We start from the raw sequence: 20324 nt of genomic DNA on the forward strand, positions 1-20324 counted from the left end.
GGGCTCCAAAGATTACAGTTTTGCCGAAAGAAGATCTTCAAGGCTCTGCTGGTCCACCGCGAACTGACGGATGCCTTCGGCCAATTTATCCACGGCCATCGGATCCTGATTATGTGCCCAGCGGAATTCGGGTTCCGAGTATGGCGCGGGCTGGTGAAATCCTTCAGTGGAGGGGGAGAGTTTACGCTCAACAGGCTCTTCACTCTGATGCAGTTGTTCCAGCAGACTGGGTGATATGGTCAGGCGATCGCAGCCAGCCAGGGCCAGGATTTGCTCGGTTTTACGGAAGCTGGCACCCATAATCACCGTCTGGTAACGGTGTTGTTTATAGTATTCGTAGATGTCGCGCACGGATTTCACACCCGGATCCTGCTCCACATCGTAAGGGTTCATTGGCTCACGCTGGTTATACCAATCATAGATGCGACCCACGAACGGTGAAATCAAATAAACACCTGCCTCAGCGCAGGCGCGTGCCTGGGCGAAGGAGAATAGGAGTGTCAGGTTACAATTAATGCCTTCGCGCTCCAGCTCTTCGGCTGCCTTGATCCCTGCCCAGGTTGACGCCAGTTTAATCAGGATGCGTGATTTATCGATGCCCTGCTCCTGATAAAGTCCTACCAGCTTGCGGGCTTTGGCCACGCACATACCGCGATCGAAAGACAAACGGGCATCCACTTCGGTGGAAACTCGGCCCGGTACGCTTTTGAGGATTTCCACCCCAATATTGACCGCCAGCTTGTCGCTGGCATTGATGATTTGGGTCTCACGGTTACCGCCTTGTTGGCGAGCATAGGCCAGTGCGTCTTCAAACAACGGTTGGTAGGCGGTCAGGCTGGCGGCCTTAAGGATCAACGACGGGTTGGTGGTGGCGTCCTGAGGTGTGTAATGACGGATCGATTCTATGTCGCCGCTATCGGCCACGACGGTCGTATACTCTTTTAAGGCTTCTAACTGATTCATCTCTCAACTCCATGAAGGAAATAGTACGACAAGTATAAGGTATTATAAGAAAAAATTAACTTAAGGATAACACTGCCTCAAAAGGATGCGGAATGAAATGCGCTTTTTCTGATTATTGCTATGGGAAAAAACAATGGGTAGTGCGGTTGTGCCTGAAAAATGAGCATACTGTCGTGCGAAAAGACTGCGTGCGATGTGGTCGTATGGGTGCTTTTAACCGGACGCCAGTGTAAATAACTCAGGATAACCCCGGTTATTGCGATGCCTTGCTCTGGTCAGTTGGACCCGTGCGCAGCTATTTTGCAAAAGCACCGGTGCGGGTAAGCGCTAACTTGCCTTTTTTAGCTATGTGAATGCCAAATTAGATGATTGCTATAGGTGGATATTGTATTAGATTTGAATAAATTATTTCTTAAATGTTATTTCCCATAACCATTTTTTCCAGTAACTCTATGATAAATAATGGAGGAGTTATGGCTCTTGAACAACCTTATTTACCACAAGCAGAAAATAATATTATCACAGGGACGTTGATTAGCCAGACTAACGCCGTGCAAATCAATGTGCGCTATTACAACTTTGTCGCCGAGGGTGATGTCATACGCTTTTACTGGGGAAGTGGATTTATCGGTTACATCAATGTTCCCAACCAGCCGCAATTTCCCCTGTCTTATTTTATTCCCGCGAATTTGTTGGCCAATGGCACTTTTACGTTGCGCTATAGTGTTGAGGATGCCGTCGGGAACATCAGTTTTTCTCCCAGTATCCTGGTCACAATTTTCGGACACACTACGCCTAAGATGGTTATTAACGCCGAGATTTTGGTAGACAACGCGTTAGCTAATGGCGAGAGACAAAACCGAATACGTTATACGGTCAGCACCCTTACCAGGGCAACGGGAGCTACCGAGGATTTTAGTGCGTTAAATGCGGATAAACCGATAAGTATTACGGGAACAACGGGGGTTAATCTCAGCCCATTACCTTATCAGACTGACCCTAATGGGCAGTATGAGCTTGGCATAACCAGTCAGTCATGGGGAATTAAAAAGATTAATGCTTCGTTGGACAATACGTCCAATCACCCGAAAATTGAAACGGAAATTAATTTTTTAGTGAATTACCGATTTGACATTAAGAAGACAAATATATTTGATTTTGAGCGCAGAATGCCACTTGTTGTGGGTTACAGCGTGGCCATCACTTTATATGACAAGGCCTATAATCAAAGGGTGTCAGGCGAGCCACTGGTCATCACTGGATTAGATAATAACTATCACTATTCTGGCGCTACGGATGAAAATGGCACCTTGACGGTGGAAATATTGCGCGAAGATATAAATGGAACGAACTTCCAAGTTGCCTTGGTAAAGGATACGTCCATTTATGAGACCTTTGTGTTAACGCGATCCTAGAATGCCTATCCGGCCTTATCTAGGATCCTGATGGTTCTGCTGTAACCAGCGGTCCAGTTCACGGGCAAACTCCTGCCGCTCGCGTTGGCTCAGTGGCGGTGGTCCACCGGTTTGCACGCCGCTGGCGCGCAGGGTATCCATAAAGTCGCGCATCACCAGCCGCTCGCGGATGGTCTCGTGGCGATAAAGCTCACCGCGGGGATTGAGTGCCAACGCGCCCTTTTCCAATACTTCTGCTGCCAGCGGAATATCGGCGGTGATCACCAAATCGCCGGGACCGACGCGTCGCACAATTTCATTGTCCGCCACGTCAAAACCGGCGGCAACGCGCAGGGTGCGGATAAACGGCGAAGGCGGCACCGCCAGCGTCTGGTTGGCCACCAGCGTGACCTGAACCGACAAGCGCTGTGCTGCGCGAAATAAAATGTCCTTAATCACTTTGGGACAAGCATCTGCATCAACCCAAATGGCCATGGGGTCCTCCTTGAGATAGCCAATCACGTGCCGGTAGAAAATCCCGGTACAATGCCGCTTCCGGACTTTCCGGTTCCGGTTGATAATCATATTGCCAACGTACCAGCGGCGGCATGGACATCAGTATGGATTCAGTGCGTCCGCCGGATTGCAATCCAAACAGCGTACCGCGATCCCAGACCAAATTAAACTCCACATAACGTCCGCGGCGATAAAGTTGGAATTGGCGTTCCCGTTCACCCCAGGGTAGGGTTTTGCGTCGTTGCACAATCGGCAGATAGGCATCCAGGAAACCATTGCCGACTGCGCGGGTAAAAGCAAAGGATTGTGCAAAGTCTGGCGTATTCAGGTCGTCAAAAAACAACCCACCGATGCCGCGCGCCTCGTTGCGGTGCTTTAGGTAAAAATAATCGTCACAGGCTTTTTTATAGTCGCGATAAACCTGGGCACCAAAGGGTGCGCACAGATCGCTGGCCACGCGGTGCCAATGCATGGCATCCTCGGTAAACCCATAAAATGGCGTCAGATCAAAACCGCCGCCGAACCACCATACGGGGGCCGCATTAGGCTGTTCGGCGACAAAAAAACGGATGTTGGCATGGCTGCTGGGAACATAGGGATTTTCCGGATGCACCACCAGTGAAACGCCCATGGCCTGGAATGACCTTCCGGCGAGTTCGGGACGAAGGGCGGTGGCCGACGGCGGCAACCGCGTGCCCGACACATGAGAAAAGTTTACGCCGGCTTGTTCAAACACCTTACCGTGGTTTAATACCCGGGTCCGTCCACCACCGCCTTCACCACGCTGCCAGCGATCTTCCTGGAATCCGTCGCCGCCGTCGCAAGCAGATAAGGCGTCGCACAGGATATCCTGTAAGTTTAGCAAGAAAAGTTTGACCTGCTCGATATCAAGATGATTCATTCCATACGCCCATGCTAGGTGATGTAACGGTGCAGTATAACCCGCCTCAGTGACATGACCAACCGGAATGGCTAACGATGATTGGCAAAAGCAAGCCGGCTCTGGAGTGCGTCGAATGACGCAAAAAAGTCCACAATACCGTTACTGATGGCCAAGGCGATACGTTCCTGGAACGCCGAGGTTTCCAGTAGCCGCTCTTCATGATGGTTAGTAATAAAAGAGGTTTCCACCAACACTGAGGGAATAGACGCGGATTTCAGCACCGCAAATGCCGCCTGCTCGGTATGCTGGCTATGGAGTTGGTGAATGGGTCTGATATGGTTAAGTAAGTGGCGGCCCAGCGTGAGACTGTTCTTGATGGTATCGGTCTGCACCAGGTCAAACAGCACTTGCTGCAGATAATTATCCTGCTCACGGTATTTTCCTCCCGCCACATCATCTGCCGCATTCTCTTTTTGTGACAAATAACGGGCCATGGCGCTGCTGGCACCACGATTGGACAGGGCAAATACCGATGCACCGGCCGCACTTGGACTGGTAAAACCATCGGCATGGATTGACACAAACAAATCGGCATGATGTTGTTGCGCCAACTCGACCCGGCGAAAGAGTGGAATAAATTCATCCTGTTCGCGTGTTAGCGTCGTGTGGATATGATCGTGCTGGTTAAGGTTGTCACGCACTTTATTGGCAATTGCTAGTACCACGTGTTTCTCTTTGGCACCTTGATGACCAATAGCACCAGGATCAATACCGCCATGTCCAGGATCAATCATGACACGATGTGGGCCGCCAGTAGGTTTGCGTGTCTCGTGCGCAACCGGTCGCGTGACCTCGCCCGCGCTACCTGAGCGGCTGGCAAAGGCTGTCAAGGCCAGACAGGACAGCAACATTTGGCGTCGGGTCTGCAATAAGGTCAGGGGTGAGGCCAGGGTGAATTTTTTAGCTTTCATAACAAAATTTAACCGATCGCTGAACAGGTGGCAGAAAACGTTAGGGTATTTACCCAATATGAAAGATGACGGGTATAACATAGTTTGCGCTGGCCGGCGACGGCGTAACTATTACTATCTATTACCTGCCACTTTCGAATGCTGGCCTCGTCCCAAGGCTTATTTCAGTGGATACCGATGCAAAAATCCTGTACGAACCCCGATGTTATTTGCCTTCGTGGTAAATAACGCGATAATCAATGTATTAGTTTTTATGCATAAGATTACGGTGGCCAATTATGGAAATCCGTGTATTTCGTCAAGACGATTTCGAGGAAGTGATCACGCTCTGGGAGCGTTGTGATTTACTGCGCCCATGGAACGACCCGGAAATGGATATCGAGAGAAAGCTGAACTGTGGCGCCGATTTATTTATGGTGGCAGAGGTCGCTGGTGCCGTGGTGGGTTCCATTATGGGCGGCTATGATGGTCACCGAGGGTCGGCCTATTATCTGGGGGTGCATCCCGAATATCGTGGACGCGGTATTGCTAATGCGCTCATCAGTCGTTTGGAAAAAAAATTGATAGCCCGTGGTTGCCCGAAAACCCATTTGATGGTGAGGGAAGACAACGAGGCGGTTATCGGCATGTATGAAAAGCTTGGCTATGAGCTGGTCGACAGCGTGATTCTCGGTAAACGGCTCATCGAGGATCAGGAGTATTGATTTGCCGCATTGGAACCACTGTGCCGCATACTGGAATGGAAAGGGCTATTGTTCCAGTTTGTGTTCGCCGTTTACCTTGTCGGCGTACCGGCCCGGTGTTATGGGACCTTTCCCTGTGGCATTGTGGAATCATCCACGTTGGCATTAATGTATCAAGGAGCACACATGAAGCAGTTGCGCCCGTTAATTCTCGGGCTGTTTATCCTCTTGGCAGGCTGTTCGACCCTGTCGCATTTTTCATGGTCGAGCCTGTCGCCGTTTAACTGGTTTGGCAGTGATATCACGGTTGGCGATGTGGGTGTAGGTAAAATCAATGCTGCTACGCCGCTTAACCAGGACGCGTTGGCTGACGCCCTCGGCGGCGGTTACCACCTACGTGGTGGCATGGAAACCCACAATGGAGGACTGGTGGCTTTTTACCAGGCGTTAAAGGACCAGCAGGTCATGATGGTGTTTTACGGCCCGACGGGGGGAACGGTGCAACGCGTTGACGTCACCGATAAATCTATCCCTAGCCAATGGGGCGTGAAAATCGGCACGGAATTTGGCGATTTATATAGCAAAGCGTTCGGCGTTTGTCAGCGTGGTCACGGCAACGATCGGGACGCCGTGATTTGCGCTGCGCCGCAAAGCGCGCACGTCAGCTACGTTTTTTCCGGCATTTGGCATGGGCCAGAAGACTTGCTGCCGGCCGACGACGTGCTGAAAAGCTGGCAGGTCAGCAAGATCGTCTGGCACGCCACGGCGACACGATAACGCGGATGTAGCGAAAACGGCAGCGTCGGGTTAATACCGGACACTTCCTGACATTTATCAACATCAGCAATATGCCGGTCCAGTTCGGTCCGGCTGTCTGGTCACCCCTTACCCAGCCCCGCGCATAATACCTCTGGAATTCTCCCACTGGCCCGCCAGATGGGGGGCGATCCGCCATATTCTCGTAGCAATCCTTGCACCCTCTCGAGGCTTATAGCTTTTGATGCTCTCAAAGCACAAAAGGGTATATAAAATCGTTACAGGTTAGGGTGCAGTTATAAATAAACTGTAGCACCATAGAACCTGCTTCATTCAGATCAGGCAAGGAATAAAATGACTCGAACGCTGATGACAAACCGTGCGATCAAAGGTTGCATAGTCGCGGTATTGCTGGCTTGTGGTCCGGCACAATCGACCGAGCTACTGAACAGCTCCTATGATGTGTCGCGAGAGCTATTTGCCGCCCTGAACCCGGGTTTTATTGCGCAGTGGCAACAGGAACATCCCGGCGATCCGCTGACCATAAAACAGTCCCATGCCGGATCCTCCAAGCAGGCGCTGGCAATTTTACAAGGGTTAAGGGCTGATGTGGTGACCTATAACCAGGTAACGGATGTGCAAATTCTGCACGAACGGGGCAACATGATCCCGGCGAACTGGCAAAGTCGGTTGCCCAACAACAGCTCACCGTTTTATTCCACCATGGCTTTTCTGGTGCGCAAAGGTAACCCCAAGCAGATCCACGACTGGAATGATTTGGTCCGTGATGACGTCAAGCTGGTCTTCCCCAATCCGAAAACCTCCGGTAATGGACGTTATACCTATCTGGCCGCGTGGGGGGCCGCCAGTATGGCCGACGGCGGCGACCAGCAGCGCACCCGTGACTGGATGCGCAAGTTTATCGCTAACGTGGAAGTGTTTGATACTGGTGGTCGCGGCGCGACTACCACCTTTGCCGAACGCGGGCAGGGGGATGTGCTGATTTCGTTTGAGTCGGAAGTCAATAACATACGTAATCAATACGGTGCCGATAAGTATGACGTCATTGTACCTAAAGTGAATATCCTGGCAGAATTTCCGGTGGCCTGGGTGGATAAAAATGTCGAGAAAAACGGCACCCTTAATGCCGCGAAAGAGTATCTCCACTATCTCTACAGCCCGGCTGCGCAGAAAACCATTGCCGGGTTTTATTACCGGGTTAATAACGCGGCCATCATGACAGCCGATAAAGCTCAATTTCCCGAGGTAAAGCTGTTTAAGGTTGAGGATCGCTTCGGCAGTTGGCCGCAGGCAATGAAAACCCATTTTGCCGATGGTGGTGAATTGGATCAGTTGATTGCGGCAGGGCATCAATGATGATGGCGTTGCAAAGCAAGCGTGTATTACCTGGTTTTGGCTTGAGCCTGGGCAGTAGCTTGCTGTTTGTTTGTCTTATTTTATTACTGCCGCTAAGCGCACTGGTCATGCAATTGTCGCAAATGACCTGGCTGCAGTACTGGCAGGTCATTACCGCGCCCCAGCTCATGGCGGCGTATAAAGTCACGTTGCTATCGGCGGGTACCGCCGCGCTATTTAACGGGGCGTTCGGTTTACTGATGGCCTGGATCCTGACGCGTTATACGTTTCCCGGCTGGCGTTTGCTCGACGGCCTGATGGATCTTCCTTTTGCTCTGCCCACCGCGGTGGCGGGGTTGACGTTAGCAACCCTGTTTTCCACCACCGGTTTTTACGGTGTCTGGCTGGCGCACATGGGTATCAAGGTTTCCTACACCTGGCTGGGTATCACGGTGGCCATGGCGTTTACCAGCCTTCCTTTTGTGGTGCGCACCGTGCAGCCGGTATTAGAGGAATTAGGTCCGGAATATGAAGAGGCGGCACAAACGCTTGGTGCTAGCCGCTGGCAGTCGTTTCGTCGAGTGGTGATGCCCGAGGTGGCGCCTGCGCTGCTGGCCGGTATCGCGCTGTCGTTTACCCGTAGTCTGGGAGAATTTGGCGCGGTGATTTTTATTGCTGGCAATATAGCCTGGAAAACCGAAGTCACGTCGCTAATGATTTTTATCCAGTTGCAGCAATTTGATTATCCGGCTGCTAGCGCCATCGCTTCAGTCATTCTGGCAGCGTCCTTGTTGTTGTTGTTTGGTATTAATGTCTTACAGTCGCGCTACGGCCGGCGAGTGGGAGGTCACTAATGGCTGATATTTGCGTTTTTAACGGGGCCGAGCGCCAGCGTACGGACTGGGTCAAGTGGCTGCTGATTGGCACGGGCATGGTGATTTCTCTGTTGTTTTTAGTGATTCCGTTAGGCTATATCTTTGTCACCGCGTTGGCCGACGGATTGGTACCGGTTTGGCATAATTTGCGCGATTCCGACATGCTGCACGCTATTTGGCTGACGGTGATGGTGGCGCTCATTGCCGTACCGGTCAACGTGGTGTTCGGCACTTTAATGGCTTGGCTGGTGACCCGCTTTACATTTCGTGGCCGCCAACTGCTGCTCACGCTGATGGATGTGCCGTTCGCGGTCTCGCCGGTGGTGGCAGGTCTGCTTTATCTTCTGTTTTATGGTACCAATGGCCCGATTGGCGGTTGGCTTGATAGTCACAATATCCAACTGATGTTTTCATGGCCGGGTATGGTTCTGGTCTCGGTATTTGTGACCTGTCCGTTTGTGGTGCGAGAATTGGTACCGGTGATGCTAAGCCAGGGTAGCCAGGAGGATGAGGCCGCTATTTTGCTGGGTGCATCCGGCTGGCAAATGTTCCGACGGGTTACGCTGCCCAACATACGTTGGGCGTTGTTATACGGTGTGATTTTGACCAATGCCCGTACCCTCGGTGAGTTTGGGGCGGTATCCGTGGTCTCCGGTTCGATTCGTGGTGAAACCTATACCTTGCCATTGCAAGTTGAATTATTGCATCAGGATTATAATACCGTCGGCGCCTTTACCGCTGCCGCGCTACTGACCCTGATGGCGATTGTGACATTATTCCTAAAGAGCGGTTTGCAATGGCGTTTAGCGCGTCAACAGGCCAGTCTTAAACAAGGGGCGCTTTAATGAGTATCGAAATCGACAATATCAGCAAGTATTTCGACAGCACCAAGGTGTTGAATGATATCTCCCTTGATATCGCCACCGGTGAGATGGTTGCTCTGCTTGGGCCGTCCGGGTCGGGTAAAACCACACTGTTGCGCATCATTGCCGGTCTGGAACATCACAACAGCGGACATTTGCGTTTTGGCGGCCAGGATGTGAGTCATCGACACGCCCGCGATCGTCATGTGGGGTTTGTTTTTCAGCATTACGCGCTGTTCCGGCATATGACCGTGGCGGAGAATATTGCTTTTGGCCTGACGGTGCTGCCGCGGCGCGAACGCCCCTCCAGCAGCGCGATTAAACAAAAAGTGTCCCAACTGCTGGAGATGGTACAGCTTAGCCACCTGGCAAATCGCTATCCTTCGCAGCTTTCTGGTGGACAAAAACAGCGTGTCGCGTTGGCCCGGGCCTTGGCAGTAGAGCCGGAAATCTTGTTATTAGACGAGCCTTTTGGTGCGTTGGATGCCCAGGTACGCAAAGAGTTGCGCCGCTGGCTGCGTCAGTTGCATGAAGAACTGAAGTTTACCAGTGTGTTTGTCACCCACGATCAAGAGGAGGCAATGGAAGTCGCTGATCGGGTGGTGGTGATGAGCCAAGGCAATATAGAACAAGTGGGCACGCCCCAAGAGGTCTGGCGTGAGCCGGCTAGCCGCTTTGTTTTGGAATTTATGGGTGAAGTGAACCGGTTGGATGGCGAAATCCGCGGTTCGCAGCTTTATATCGGTGCTTACCATTGGCCGCTGCATTATGCTCCGTTACATCAGGGTAACGTGGATCTGTTTCTGCGGCCCTGGGAAATAAAAATCAGCAGCCAAGCCAGTCAACGTTGCCCGTTGCCGGTACAGGTAACCGACATCAGTCCGCGTGGTCACTATTGGCAATTGGTGGTGCAGCCAGTGGGCTGGCATGAGGCGCCGCTAAGCGTGGTGTTACCAGGTGATGGGGTAAACCCTCCACAGCGTGGCGAACGTTATTACATCGGTGGCCAGAACGCCCGACTGTATGTCGGCGATAAAGCCTTGCAGCCCGTTGCCTTCGCTGAAAGCGCATAATCGGGCTGATCGCCTTATAAAGGATAGGTCATGGAAGACAAATGTTCTTTACGATAATTATCCACTGCAGCGGCAGGTCATTCGGTTAAAACGAGGGTATTCCCTTCAATTTTTTTGATGATAAACCAACTGTTTCGCTCAATGAGTACTTCGGCTTCAGTGTTATCCATACTCCAGCAATGTTAATTACGCTACATCTGTAACGTCATTCAATGCCATACCCAGTAGCGTTGGGGGTGACATGAAGGGATGCCAGTGACACAGGTCTTATTTTCCATGCTTAAATCCTGCATAAATCATGTTTCTATCCACTGGCTGTCCGCTATCACACCCAACACCTCGCTGCGGTCTGGCACTAAGCGCGTTTGTTTAAATGGATTTTTTGTTATTATCGTCTATTGGATGTGGTTGCGAATTATTCCACATTATGGCTTTACCACCATAACACCTCAACCGGGCAGAGGCCGCGCCCGATTAATTTGGAACTGTTAAGTGACAACGCTCGAGCATTGTATAGGCAATACCCCCCTGGTAAAACTCAATCGTCTGGGCGCGGATAGCGGTAGTCAAATCTGGGTTAAGCTTGAAGGCAATAATCCGGCGGGTTCGGTCAAAGACCGTGCGGCGCTCGCGATGTTCCAACAGGCGGAGTTGCGTGGTGAAATTACCCCCGGCGACCGGTTAATCGAAGCCACCAGCGGCAACACCGGTATCGCGCTAGCGATGATTGCCGCCATCAAAGGCTATCGGCTGCGACTGCTAATGCCTGATAACATGAGCATGGAGCGTCAGGCGTCCATGCGTGCTTATGGCGCTGAACTGGTGCTGGTGAGCCGGGAACAGGGTATGGAAGGCGCGCGCGATCGCGCGCGGGAAATGGCGGCCGCCGGCGAGGGGAGGGTATTGGATCAGTTTAACAATCCCGATAATGTGTATGCCCATTTTTCCACCACCGGTCCGGAAATTTGGCAACAAACAGCGGGAGCCATCACCCATTTTGTCTCAAGTATGGGTACCACCGGTACCATTACCGGCGTCGGCCAATATTTAAAAAGCCAACGTGGCGATGTGCGCGTCATCGGGCTACAGCCAGAAGAGGGCAGCGCGATCCCCGGAATCCGCCGCTGGCCAGCGGCATATTTACCGGGTATTTTTCGACCCGAAGTCGTCGATGAGATTATGGACATCAATCAGCATGATGCGGAACAAACCATGCGGCAACTCGCGCGCGAGGAGGGCCTATTTTGCGGGGTCAGTTCAGGTGGCGCAGTGGCCGGCGCGCTGCGGTTAGCGCTCCGGGATCCTGGCAGCTTAATTGTCGCGATTATTTGCGATCGCGGCGATCGTTATCTTTCTACTGGCGTGTTTGATGGTTGATCAACGCCCAAGATGCTAAACCAACTTGGTATCGGGAGTTATAGTGGGAAGTCGTTGCGATTTTATGCCATGCTGATGCCAGTTATTGTATTACCGTCGCACATGGAAAACATAATGAAGATTTTATTGGTTGATGACGATCGTGAATTGGGCAAAATGCTGAGTGAATACCTCACCGGTGAGGGTTTTGCCACCTCGCTGGTCTTGACGGGAAACGAAGGCGTTACCGGCGCGTTATCCGGTGAGTATACCGCCATGGTGCTTGATATCATGCTGCCGGATATGAGCGGTACGGAAGTGCTGCGTCAGGTACGTAAAAGCAGTCGTATCCCTATCATCATGCTAACCGCCAAAGGCGATAATATTGATCGGGTGATCGGGTTGGAAATGGGTGCAGATGATTATATGCCCAAACCCTGTTATCCCCGAGAACTCGTGGCACGTTTACGCGCCGTCATGCGCCGTTTTGATGAACAGCGAGATGAGCAGGGCGAGCAGGACACCGTGTGCTACGGTGATTTAGCCTTAAATCCGGCTACCCGTAGCAGCCAGTGGCAGGGCATATCCTTTGATCTGACCGCTTCTGAATTTAATTTGCTTGAGCTGTTGATGCGCACCCCGGATCGTGTCGTTTCCAAAGATGATTTGTCGGAGAAGGGGTTGGGGCGGCACCGTGAACCCTATGATCGTAGTGTGGATGTGCATATCAGCAATATCCGACAGAAGATCGCTGTTCTGGCCGGCAGCAATTTGAGTATTGAAACCGTCCGCAGCATTGGTTACCGGATCCGCTAATGACCAACCTTCGCGGTCGCTTATTCTGGAAAATCCTGTTTGGATTTTGGCTGATTTTCCTGTTGATGACCCAACTGCTGTGGGTGGTCTTTTCCCAGTATGGCCCCGAGCACGAGCCACCGGAAGACAGTATTGCCCGGCGTATCGCCAACTTACAGGTGGATTCCGCCAGTTCGGTTGTGACGACTTTTGGCTTACCGGCCCTCGCGTCGTTACAGGCAGCCTGGCCAGCCAATGAGCGTAGGTATCTCTCGATAACCCCGTTAGCTGCTCAAGATAAGTCAACACCCGTTATCAACCCTCTTGGAACCGATGAGGTCATTCGACAAATCAGCGCCCTCGACGGACAGCGTTATATGTTGCGCTACGATATTGACGGTTTGCGAAATAGCTATCATCAAGGTCGGCGTAGTAACATTTTGCATATGCCTGCGCCATTATTTTGGATGGGACTGGTTGGTGGGCTGTTATTTAGCATGTTGCTGGCCTGGAACCTGACGCGACCAATGTTGCAAATGCGTCGTGCGTTTGAACGGGTATCCCGTGGTGATTTGAGTGTGCGACTGTTCCCTATGATGCGCCGTCGCCATGATGAGATCGCTGATGTAGCCAAGGATTTCGATGCCATGGCCGAACGCTTGCAAGTGCTGGTCAGCGACCGGGAAGCGTTGCTGCACGACGTATCCCATGAGCTACGCTCACCGCTCGCGCGGTTGCAACTGGCTATCGGCTTAGCGAATCAAAATCCGAAAAACGTTTCTGCGTCTCTCGACCGCATCGAGCATGAAACGGGACGCTTAGACCGGATGATCGGTGAATTACTGGCGCTGTCGCGTGCAGAGCATCAAGGCTCGCCAGGTGAAGACTATTTCGATTTACACGGGTTGGTGGAGGCGGTGGTCAATGACGCTCGCTATGAAGCCCAGGTACCCGGTGTAGAAATTCAGCTTAACTCTCATCCTCAGGACGACTATACCGTTAAGGGGAATGCAGAAATGATGCGACGGGGGGTGGAAAATATCGTACGCAATGCGCTGCGTTTTTCTACCCAGGGGCAAAGGGTTCATGTCACCCTTTCCCGAGTGGATAACCTGTTGGATATCACCGTAGCCGATCAAGGGCCCGGCGTTGAGGAAAAAAAACTCTCCAGTATCTTTGATCCTTTTGTGCGGGTAAACGGACCGCTAAACGGCAAAGGATATGGCCTGGGGCTGGCGATCACACGAAAAGTCGCATTGGCACATGGCGGACAGGTAGCGGCGCATAATGGTATCCACGGGGGGTTGGTGATTAGTATTCGTATTCCTCACTGGAGCAAGTAGCCCCCGTCATCTTTCAAGCTGCAGGTGCGTTGGCCGCACTCAATCACCCGAATCACTTTTTTGAGTAAGCTCATCGGGGTTCTCTCGTTTGCCGCCTTCCTGCAACTCGAAATCTATAGGGGGCACCGCGTCATCTTTCAAGCTGCAGGTGCGTTGGCCGCACTCAATCACCCGAATCACTTTTTTGAGTAAGCTCATCGGGGTTCTCTCGTTTGCCGCCTTCCTGCAACTCGAAATCTATAGGGGGCACCCCGTCATCTTTCAAGCTGCAGGTGCGTTGGCCGCACTCAATCACCCGAATCACGTTGGACCATAAAATCGAGTAGGAGGCGGGATTACTCCCGCCGTCCTCTCAGCCCGCTGCGCCGCCTAATCCGCTTCCTGTTCGTCAGGCCAGCATTTTGCCTTCGGCTTCCTTCAGATCCCACCTCGCAGTGGGCACCCTTGCCGTTCGGCTAACACTTCCCCTTGCCGGGTGTGTAGAGGACTTTCACCTCCAAGTCACCAGTTTGACCACCACAGCCAACTCGGTTGCGCTAAAGCGCAACGCGCCATGCCCGGCGCACCAAGAAAAAGGCCACAGAGGTGGCCTTCAGGAAGGAATAGCCGGTACTAGACCACGTACGGTCGCAGACGCTCATCAGCGATCTCAGAAAGCGCGGCGGCCACCTCACGCAGGCTGGTCGGATTAAAATCCTCAGCCTCACCGTAGGAGTAGACGTCAAGCTCGCTTATGCCATTGATGAAGGCAAAACCGGGCTCAAACTCGCCCTCATTGGCTGCAGCTGCACAGCCGTATTTCTCTTTTCGATCGGCGATAATGAGCCGGTGCGGCAGCTTCGGAAAGCGCAGTCCTGTCATCACTTCCGGCCTCGCCTGAGAAAGAATGTCCGCACTCAAGGTAATAACGGCCCGCCATGCGCCGTACTGGTAACGCTCAGGCTTGGTCACCTCTACGCGGCAGTACTTTCCCTCGCGGACAAATTGACGGACACGCTGTTAAGTGAGGTAAACTCATTTACGGAGGTGATCCATGACGAAATCCACAGCTGTTAAAAATAAGTGTCGCTACTAATGTAATTATGGCCCACCGGGGGTGCTGCTGCTTTTTGTTAACCACAAATGACCACATTTCATCGACTGCATAGATGAGCTGGATTTGCAGATTAGCCAGAGGACGCGGGGTTACACAGCGTGGCGAAAGTTTTTTAGTGTGCGCACCACCGCATTAATGCGGATATGCCTTGCTCGAGCAGTATCGCGGATACCGGCATTGTTCATAGCAAGGTCGACAATTTTCTCCTTCATTCTAGGGAGACAAGCGCGGTATTCGTACTCCAGTTGGAAGCTTCGGCAGAAGGGCTGGCAGCGCTAGCGCTGATGCCCAGTACTTCCTAGACCGTGCTTTTTAACCAGCGCTATCTGCTCACAAAATGGGCATTTCACATCAACCGTGGCCATCAAAGCCTCTCAGATAAATGTGAGGATTTTACTTGATAATCATCGAATTGAATACATAACCGAAAAAAATGTACGATTAAGGGGCCGCAAGAAATATCTATATACTACTATATATGGAGAGAATCTTTGCAGATTTTCTTACGTTGGAGATAGGAATATATTTCTTATTGTGAGCTTTTGTTCCATAGAGCGACAGCCCCCCTATTAAGACTATTAATTGTTAATTCCAATGAGCCCGTAAGATATGACTAACACAAGAGATACACCTGTTTCACCATTAAGAAATCATCTTTTAGCAGCTTTACCTGATGAGGTAAAAACTCGCCTATTTCCTTTTATGGAGCTGATTGCATTACAGTTGGGACAAGTGATGTACGAGGCAGGCGATAAACTGGGATATGTGTATTTTCCAGTTGATGCGATCGTCTCGCTGTTGTATGTGATGGAGAATGGAGCTTCAGCAGAAATATCGGTCGTGGGTAATGAGGGACTTATTGGCATAGCGTTATTTATGGGTGGCGAAAGCACCTCCAGTCGAGCCATCGTACAAAGTGCAGGTTATGCTTTCCGTCTTAAAGGTACGATGTTAAATGATGAATTTAATCGTCATGGTAAACTACTGGAGTTAATGCTCCGCTATACTCAAGCGTTAATTACCCAAATGGCACAGACAGCGGTGTGCAATCGGCACCATACGATCGATCAGCAATTATGCCGTTGGCTATTATTATCTCTTGACCGGTTACCCAATAATCACCTCACCATGACACAGGAGCTTATCGCCAATATGCTGGGTGTGCGGCGGGAAGGGGTGACAGAAGCAGCTGGAAAATTACAAAAGCTTGGTGTGATTGATTATAGCCGCGGTCATATTACAGTATTAGACCGGCAGAAACTGGAATCATTGAGCTGTGAATGTTACGCCGTAGTGAAAAAAGAAACTAAACGACTTCTCCCTTATCTTTTACCAAAAGAAAAGTAAATATCCGCGCATCTCCCTTGTTCACGGAATGCCATTACAGTAGAGGGGGTGCGGACAAAAATTTGGACTACTTTGGAGATAGTTCATGTACTCGTATGAAGATCGTATTCGGGCCGTTAAGCTCTACAGCCGACAGGTGTTGTATAAATGGAAGGATGAACTCCTCGGTAATGAGGCATATCAACACATGCGCAAACGTAATGAGCCCCCTACAGAAGATGAACGTGATTCTCTGCTCGATGAGGTCGCTCAGCTTAAACAGCAGATACGACGCTTACAACTGGAGCGCGACATCCTTACGAAAGCCGGTGAACTGATAAAAAAAGACCTGGGCATCAACGTTATGACCCTGAAAAACAGGGAGAAGACGAGGGTCGTTGATGCCCTGAAAGAGACTTACCCACTGGCAGAACTGCTCAATGTCATACAACTTGCACGCAACTGCTACTTCTATCACAAAGCAGGCCTGAACCTAAGCGATAAATACGCGAACACTCGCGCCATCATAACAGAGATATTCCATAAAAATTACCACTGCTATGGCTACCGCCGTATCCATGCCACACTACGTCAGAACGAGACATTCATCTCAGAAAAGGTCGTTCGCAGGCTGATGGCAGAGGAGCAGCTCGTTGTCAGTCCACGTCGTTGTCGCCGTTACAGTTCCTACTGCGGTGAAATCGACCCCGCACCTGAAAATTTGCTCGCCAGAAATTTTAATGCACGTTCTCCAAACGAAAAATGGCTGACGAATATCACGGAGTTCCAGCATCCGGCAGGGAAGGTCTATCTATCACCCGTGCTCGACTGCTTTGACGGCAAAGTGGTGAGTTGGTCCATCGGAACGCGGTCTGACGCGCAGTTGGTCAATAGCATGCTCGATGGAGCCATCAGTACGCTTACCGGTGATCACAGGCCAGTCATACACAGCGATAGAGGTGGGCATTACCGCTGGCCGGGCTGGCTTGGCCGTATCCGGGCGGCGGGCCTGGTCCGCTCAATGTCACGTAAGGGATGTTCGCCCGATAATGCCACTTGCGAAGGCTTCTTCGGACGTCTCAAGAATGAAATGTACTATGGTCGAGACTGGTCCGGGACCACGCTGGAAGACTTTATGCAGGGAGTGGACACCTACATCCGGTGGTATAACGAACGACGTATCAAACTGTCGTTGGGTGCAATGAGTCCGGTGAAATATCGGCAAAAACTAGGAATCACAATATAAACCAGTCCAAGAAATTGTCCGCACCCCCAAACCGGTCATTAGTCAGTGTTGTTGACATAGCAACGATCAGTTCTCGGAATGCTTTCAGTGTTTTCACACAGCCTGGGTCGATACCGGCCCATTGGGCAAGGCAGTAATCGGCCAAGAGTGTATAAAAACGCGCGGGTGTACTGTCGAGTGTGTGCTGTCGTACAGACCCGCTCACGCAACTGGGGCAGGATGTATTTGATTTGCATCCGCCACCGTTCCGGCCAGAGGAGCGCTTGCCGGTCGCGACCTACATCGCTGGTGTGAATCCTTCGAAATCGGTTGCCACCACCACCACGACTACCACCAGCTCGCAGACAACCGCGAAGGAATAGATATGAATACCACTGAAATTTTACTCAATACCGACCGCCTGTGACGCTTTCCGGCCGGCCCGCCGCATGGTGGCAGCTGACCAAGCAGGTAGCGACCGCTTGGCTCGACGACTACGTGCCAAGCATGGGCGCCGCGCTGGCCTACTACACCATATTCTCGCTTGCACCGATGCTGCTGGTTGTGATCTCGATGGCTGGGCTGCTATTCGGTGAAGACGCTGCTCGCGGTGAGATCCAGGTGCAGTTGCAGAACCTGATGGGTGAACGCAGCGCGGGCGCAGTGCAGAGCCTGCTGGTTAGCGTACGCGAGCCCTCCGAGGGCCTGACAGCCACCGCTGTGGGGTTGGTGCTGTTGTTCGTTGGCGCCACCAGCGTTTTTGCCGAACTGCAGAACGCGCTCGACCGGATTTGGCGAGTGCCTGAGGAGCTGCGCAAGAAAGGCTGGTTCTCGGTCGTACGCGCACGCGTGATGGCGTTCGGAATGGTCCTTGCGTTGGGCTTCCTGCTGATCTTGTCGCTGGTCACCAGTGCGCTGCTGGCTGCCGTGGGCCGCCAACTGGAGCCGGTGCTTGGCGACTGGCAGACGGTGGTGGAGGCCGGCGACGCGCTCGGCGGCTTCATGCTAGTGGCGCTCGTCTTCGGCCTGATCTACAAGGTTATGCCGCGCCAGCGTGTCCTAGCGTCCGATGTGTGGCTCGGCGCATTGCTGGCGGCTTTGCTCTTCACCGGCGGCAAGGTGGTGATCGGCGCTTACATCGGCCGCAGCGATGTAGCGTCGGGCTTTGGAGCGGCTGGCTCGTTAGTAGTGGTACTGCTCTGGGTATACTTTTCAGCGCAGATCCTGCTGGTCGGCGCAGAGTTCACCTGCGTCTACACTCGGACATTCGGATCCCGAAAAGCCATCGACTGATCGCTGCCAACGCCGTTTATGCTAACGTCTCCTGTGCGGGCTAATCAGCAGCAACAGCGGCTACCTGGCCCACGGTGATCCATTGGTGGCGAGACGCATCGTTGCATTGGTAGCGACACATCAACTGCCGAAAATACGCAGAGCAAGCATCGCCTCGGTGAAGTGCACCTCGACAGCGAGTACATCGTCCGCTTCCGGCACAGCTTCTCGCGCCCCTTTCACGATCATGTCGGCGTGGCGCTGGAGACATGTCGCCTGCTGCGCAGAGTTCACATGGCCAGCGATCTGGGCGATGGCATCGAGCATGCGGATTGCCACGGCCGGGTTAGATCGAGCGCTTTGCCTGATCTGGTTGAAGGCGGTATCCACGATGCCGGCAAAAGTGGCTCCCGTTGCTACAAGGCGCAGTTGCCCGTGACCATCGAATCGATAAGGGGATGGCATCTCACGTCGCGCGAGGCTGCACAGGGCAGATTCCAGCCGATCTACGCAGGCTACCGCCGTAAACGGGTCGTTGATACCCGGTGACAACGCCCGCAAGGCAATCTCGACCAACTGCTGAAGAGAAAACTCCATATCTTGGACGGCACTGCGCTGGTTGCCCAACACGAAGGAGGCGTTCAATTTACCCGCAAGGGTTTCAGTGACACGATCCTTGGGCCAGACCATAACCATCGCCCTGCCCTTGGCGAGGTAGTGCCCAGGTCGGCGCTCCAGCCGAAGCAGCAGATCTTCTTTGCTGGCCAACGCCATCAGCGCGTCAGCATCGATCATCTGGATATAGCCGTCCTGAAGGGCGCCCACAGTGTAGCCTTCGCGTGCGAACTGGGCTGGCAAGCAGGCTTCGTCTGGCGCTCTTGAGGCTTCGGGTCCAGAGTCACCAAGGTTATCGGGAAACAACCTGTCGATACCGTCATCGAGCTCCTGGCCAACCCGAGCTACGACCTGATCCGCCTGTATCGAGACCGAGATGTGGTGGATGAAATAAATCAGCACGCCAACGCTGACAATCGCCAGCAATACACCGATGCTGATGGAGAGATGAGGCACGAATGCCACTTCGTCGGCGCGCCGGATGGTGCGTAGCACGATCAGGCAGTACAAAAACGTGGCCACGAACGTGCCCAGCACCACTTGGTTGGCGGTGTCACGCATGAAGTTACGCAGCAGGCGCGGGCCCAACTGGGACGAGGCAAGCGAAAGCGCCACCAGTGTCATCGAGAACACCGTCCCGGCGATGGCAATCATTGACCCTGCCACGGTCCCCAGAAGCAGACTTGCACCTTCGGCACCACCCGAATAACTCAGGCCCAATATCTGTAGCCAGTCGTTGGTCACGGTCCTGTCGAGAGCTACGGCGCTCAAGGCCATTGCCACGGCCAGGCAGGTCATGATCGTTGGCACGAACCATAAACTGGATCTCAGGCGATACCAGTACTTTTGCAGCAATGTTTGCACGACGCCTCACTTCAACTCGTCAACCTTGGACTGAGCACCCAAACAAGCGCTGAACGAGCCCTCTCTACAGTTTAAGTTTTCGAACCGAAGCTAGCTGTT

Annotated in this window: 21 protein-coding genes and 1 pseudogene; 14 read left to right on the forward strand and 8 right to left on the reverse strand. The window is 52.5% G+C overall.

Annotated elements, in window-relative coordinates; genetic code table 11:
• Window positions 1–12 precede the first annotated feature (12 nt).
• The gene (gene tal / locus SJI19_RS00405; protein WP_323476284.1) at window positions 13–963 is read right to left on the reverse strand and encodes a transaldolase; all 951 of its coding nucleotides are present in this window, start codon (window positions 961–963) and stop codon (window positions 13–15) included.
• Window positions 964–1436: 473 nt separating this feature from the next.
• Here tal and SJI19_RS00410 point away from each other — a divergent pair, with 473 nt between their 5' ends.
• Window positions 1437–2378 carry a hypothetical protein gene (locus tag SJI19_RS00410; RefSeq protein ID WP_323476285.1) on the forward strand — a complete coding sequence of 314 codons (942 nt, stop codon included), beginning with the start codon at window positions 1437–1439 and terminating at the stop codon, window positions 2376–2378.
• 15 nt (window positions 2379–2393) lie between these two features.
• On the opposite strand, the gene SJI19_RS00415 is transcribed toward SJI19_RS00410, so the two are convergent.
• The 3 genes from SJI19_RS00415 to amiA form a co-directional block, all read right to left on the reverse strand.
• Window positions 2394–2852 (reverse strand): YaiI/YqxD family protein, encoded by a 459-nt coding sequence (locus SJI19_RS00415; protein WP_323476286.1) that lies wholly within the window; start codon window positions 2850–2852, stop codon window positions 2394–2396.
• Window positions 2836–3774 carry an oxygen-dependent coproporphyrinogen oxidase gene (gene hemF, locus SJI19_RS00420; protein WP_323476287.1) on the reverse strand — a complete coding sequence of 313 codons (939 nt, stop codon included), beginning with the start codon at window positions 3772–3774 and terminating at the stop codon, window positions 2836–2838. Before hemF ends, SJI19_RS00415 begins: the two co-directional genes overlap by 17 nt.
• 71 nt (window positions 3775–3845) lie before the next feature.
• Window positions 3846–4727, reverse strand: a complete 882-nt coding sequence (gene amiA, locus SJI19_RS00425; RefSeq protein WP_323476288.1) for an N-acetylmuramoyl-L-alanine amidase AmiA — start codon at window positions 4725–4727, stop codon at window positions 3846–3848.
• 278 nt (window positions 4728–5005) lie between these two features.
• Here amiA and SJI19_RS00430 point away from each other — a divergent pair, with 278 nt between their 5' ends.
• From SJI19_RS00430 to SJI19_RS00470, 9 genes are all read left to right on the forward strand, one after another.
• Window positions 5006–5431 carry a GNAT family acetyltransferase gene (locus SJI19_RS00430; RefSeq protein ID WP_323476289.1) on the forward strand — a complete coding sequence of 142 codons (426 nt, stop codon included), beginning with the start codon at window positions 5006–5008 and terminating at the stop codon, window positions 5429–5431.
• A 165-nt stretch (window positions 5432–5596) separates the two neighbouring features.
• Window positions 5597–6187 (forward strand): RpoE-regulated lipoprotein, encoded by a 591-nt coding sequence (locus SJI19_RS00435; protein ID WP_323476290.1) that lies wholly within the window; start codon window positions 5597–5599, stop codon window positions 6185–6187.
• Between the two features lie 333 nt (window positions 6188–6520).
• Window positions 6521–7543 carry a sulfate ABC transporter substrate-binding protein gene (locus tag SJI19_RS00440; protein ID WP_323476291.1) on the forward strand — a complete coding sequence of 341 codons (1023 nt, stop codon included), beginning with the start codon at window positions 6521–6523 and terminating at the stop codon, window positions 7541–7543.
• Window positions 7543–8376, forward strand: a complete 834-nt coding sequence (gene cysT, locus SJI19_RS00445) for a sulfate/thiosulfate ABC transporter permease CysT (RefSeq protein ID WP_323476554.1) — start codon at window positions 7543–7545, stop codon at window positions 8374–8376. Before SJI19_RS00440 ends, cysT begins: the two co-directional genes overlap by 1 nt.
• A complete protein-coding gene (cysW, locus tag SJI19_RS00450) occupies window positions 8376–9242 on the forward strand; it encodes a sulfate/thiosulfate ABC transporter permease CysW (protein ID WP_323476292.1) in 867 nt (288 codons plus the stop codon). Before cysT ends, cysW begins: the two co-directional genes overlap by 1 nt.
• Window positions 9242–10333 carry a sulfate/thiosulfate ABC transporter ATP-binding protein CysA gene (gene cysA, locus SJI19_RS00455; protein ID WP_323476293.1) on the forward strand — a complete coding sequence of 364 codons (1092 nt, stop codon included), beginning with the start codon at window positions 9242–9244 and terminating at the stop codon, window positions 10331–10333. The genes cysW and cysA overlap by 1 nt, the downstream gene beginning before the upstream one ends.
• Window positions 10334–10825: 492 nt before the next feature.
• Window positions 10826–11710, forward strand: a complete 885-nt coding sequence (gene cysM, locus SJI19_RS00460) for a cysteine synthase CysM (protein ID WP_323476294.1) — start codon at window positions 10826–10828, stop codon at window positions 11708–11710.
• 114 nt (window positions 11711–11824) lie between these two features.
• Complete coding sequence (locus tag SJI19_RS00465) at window positions 11825–12505, forward strand: response regulator transcription factor (RefSeq protein WP_323476295.1); 681 nt, start codon at window positions 11825–11827, stop codon at window positions 12503–12505.
• On the forward strand, window positions 12505–13827 hold the full coding sequence (locus SJI19_RS00470) for an ATP-binding protein (protein ID WP_323476296.1): 1323 nt from the start codon (window positions 12505–12507) through the stop codon (window positions 13825–13827). Before SJI19_RS00465 ends, SJI19_RS00470 begins: the two co-directional genes overlap by 1 nt.
• A gap of 39 nt (window positions 13828–13866) precedes the next feature.
• Here SJI19_RS00470 and SJI19_RS00475 read toward each other — a convergent pair whose 3' ends face one another.
• The 3 genes and pseudogenes from SJI19_RS00475 to SJI19_RS00485 all read right to left on the reverse strand — a co-directional run.
• Complete coding sequence (locus SJI19_RS00475) at window positions 13867–14025, reverse strand: hypothetical protein (RefSeq protein ID WP_323476297.1); 159 nt, start codon at window positions 14023–14025, stop codon at window positions 13867–13869.
• Between the two features lie 414 nt (window positions 14026–14439).
• A complete protein-coding gene (locus SJI19_RS00480; RefSeq protein WP_323476298.1) occupies window positions 14440–14778 on the reverse strand; it encodes a hypothetical protein in 339 nt (112 codons plus the stop codon).
• 136 nt (window positions 14779–14914) lie between these two features.
• Window positions 14915–15288 (reverse strand): annotated as a pseudogene (locus SJI19_RS00485) (IS1 family transposase); the annotation flags it as partial.
• Window positions 15289–15532: 244 nt separating this feature from the next.
• Here SJI19_RS00485 and SJI19_RS00490 point away from each other — a divergent pair.
• The 4 genes from SJI19_RS00490 to SJI19_RS00505 all read left to right on the forward strand — a co-directional run bounded on the left by SJI19_RS00490 (window position 15533) and on the right by SJI19_RS00505 (window position 18767).
• A complete protein-coding gene (locus tag SJI19_RS00490) occupies window positions 15533–16270 on the forward strand; it encodes a Crp/Fnr family transcriptional regulator (protein WP_323476299.1) in 738 nt (245 codons plus the stop codon).
• Window positions 16271–16355: 85 nt separating this feature from the next.
• Entirely contained in the window at window positions 16356–17495 is a 1140-nt protein-coding gene (locus SJI19_RS00495) for an IS3 family transposase (protein WP_323476300.1), read from the forward strand.
• A gap of 179 nt (window positions 17496–17674) precedes the next feature.
• A complete protein-coding gene (locus tag SJI19_RS00500) occupies window positions 17675–17857 on the forward strand; it encodes a hypothetical protein (RefSeq protein WP_323476301.1) in 183 nt (60 codons plus the stop codon).
• Window positions 17858–17897: 40 nt separating this feature from the next.
• Window positions 17898–18767, forward strand: coding sequence for a YihY/virulence factor BrkB family protein (locus tag SJI19_RS00505; RefSeq protein ID WP_323476302.1), 870 nt, complete (start codon window positions 17898–17900; stop codon window positions 18765–18767).
• A 120-nt stretch (window positions 18768–18887) separates the two neighbouring features.
• Here SJI19_RS00505 and SJI19_RS00510 read toward each other — a convergent pair whose 3' ends face one another.
• Complete coding sequence (locus SJI19_RS00510; RefSeq protein WP_323476303.1) at window positions 18888–20225, reverse strand: DUF2254 domain-containing protein; 1338 nt, start codon at window positions 20223–20225, stop codon at window positions 18888–18890.
• Window positions 20226–20324: the final 99 nt, after the last annotated feature.

This window comes from Acerihabitans sp. TG2 (genome assembly GCF_035013185.1).
In the GTDB taxonomy this organism is placed as follows: domain Bacteria; phylum Pseudomonadota; class Gammaproteobacteria; order Enterobacterales; family Enterobacteriaceae; genus Acerihabitans.

Excerpts from the sequence above, each read along its gene's own strand:
- SJI19_RS00430 (WP_323476289.1), top strand. The coding sequence starts at position 5,006 with ATGGAAATCCGTGTATTTCGTCAAGACGATTTCGAGGAAGTGATCACG.
- SJI19_RS00475 (WP_323476297.1), bottom strand. The coding sequence starts at position 14,025 with ATGAGCTTACTCAAAAAAGTGATTCGGGTGATTGAGTGCGGCCAACGC.
- amiA (WP_323476288.1), bottom strand. The coding sequence starts at position 4,727 with ATGAAAGCTAAAAAATTCACCCTGGCCTCACCCCTGACCTTATTGCAG.
- hemF (WP_323476287.1), bottom strand. The coding sequence starts at position 3,774 with ATGAATCATCTTGATATCGAGCAGGTCAAACTTTTCTTGCTAAACTTA.
- SJI19_RS00435 (WP_323476290.1), top strand. The coding sequence starts at position 5,597 with ATGAAGCAGTTGCGCCCGTTAATTCTCGGGCTGTTTATCCTCTTGGCA.
- SJI19_RS00440 (WP_323476291.1), top strand. The coding sequence starts at position 6,521 with ATGACTCGAACGCTGATGACAAACCGTGCGATCAAAGGTTGCATAGTC.
- SJI19_RS00470 (WP_323476296.1), top strand. The coding sequence starts at position 12,505 with ATGACCAACCTTCGCGGTCGCTTATTCTGGAAAATCCTGTTTGGATTT.
- SJI19_RS00490 (WP_323476299.1), top strand. The coding sequence starts at position 15,533 with ATGACTAACACAAGAGATACACCTGTTTCACCATTAAGAAATCATCTT.
- SJI19_RS00410 (WP_323476285.1), top strand. The coding sequence starts at position 1,437 with ATGGCTCTTGAACAACCTTATTTACCACAAGCAGAAAATAATATTATC.
- SJI19_RS00495 (WP_323476300.1), top strand. The coding sequence starts at position 16,356 with ATGTACTCGTATGAAGATCGTATTCGGGCCGTTAAGCTCTACAGCCGA.
- cysW (WP_323476292.1), top strand. The coding sequence starts at position 8,376 with ATGGCTGATATTTGCGTTTTTAACGGGGCCGAGCGCCAGCGTACGGAC.
- SJI19_RS00415 (WP_323476286.1), bottom strand. The coding sequence starts at position 2,852 with ATGGCCATTTGGGTTGATGCAGATGCTTGTCCCAAAGTGATTAAGGAC.
- SJI19_RS00465 (WP_323476295.1), top strand. The coding sequence starts at position 11,825 with ATGAAGATTTTATTGGTTGATGACGATCGTGAATTGGGCAAAATGCTG.
- cysT (WP_323476554.1), top strand. The coding sequence starts at position 7,543 with ATGATGGCGTTGCAAAGCAAGCGTGTATTACCTGGTTTTGGCTTGAGC.
- cysA (WP_323476293.1), top strand. The coding sequence starts at position 9,242 with ATGAGTATCGAAATCGACAATATCAGCAAGTATTTCGACAGCACCAAG.
- tal (WP_323476284.1), bottom strand. The coding sequence starts at position 963 with ATGAATCAGTTAGAAGCCTTAAAAGAGTATACGACCGTCGTGGCCGAT.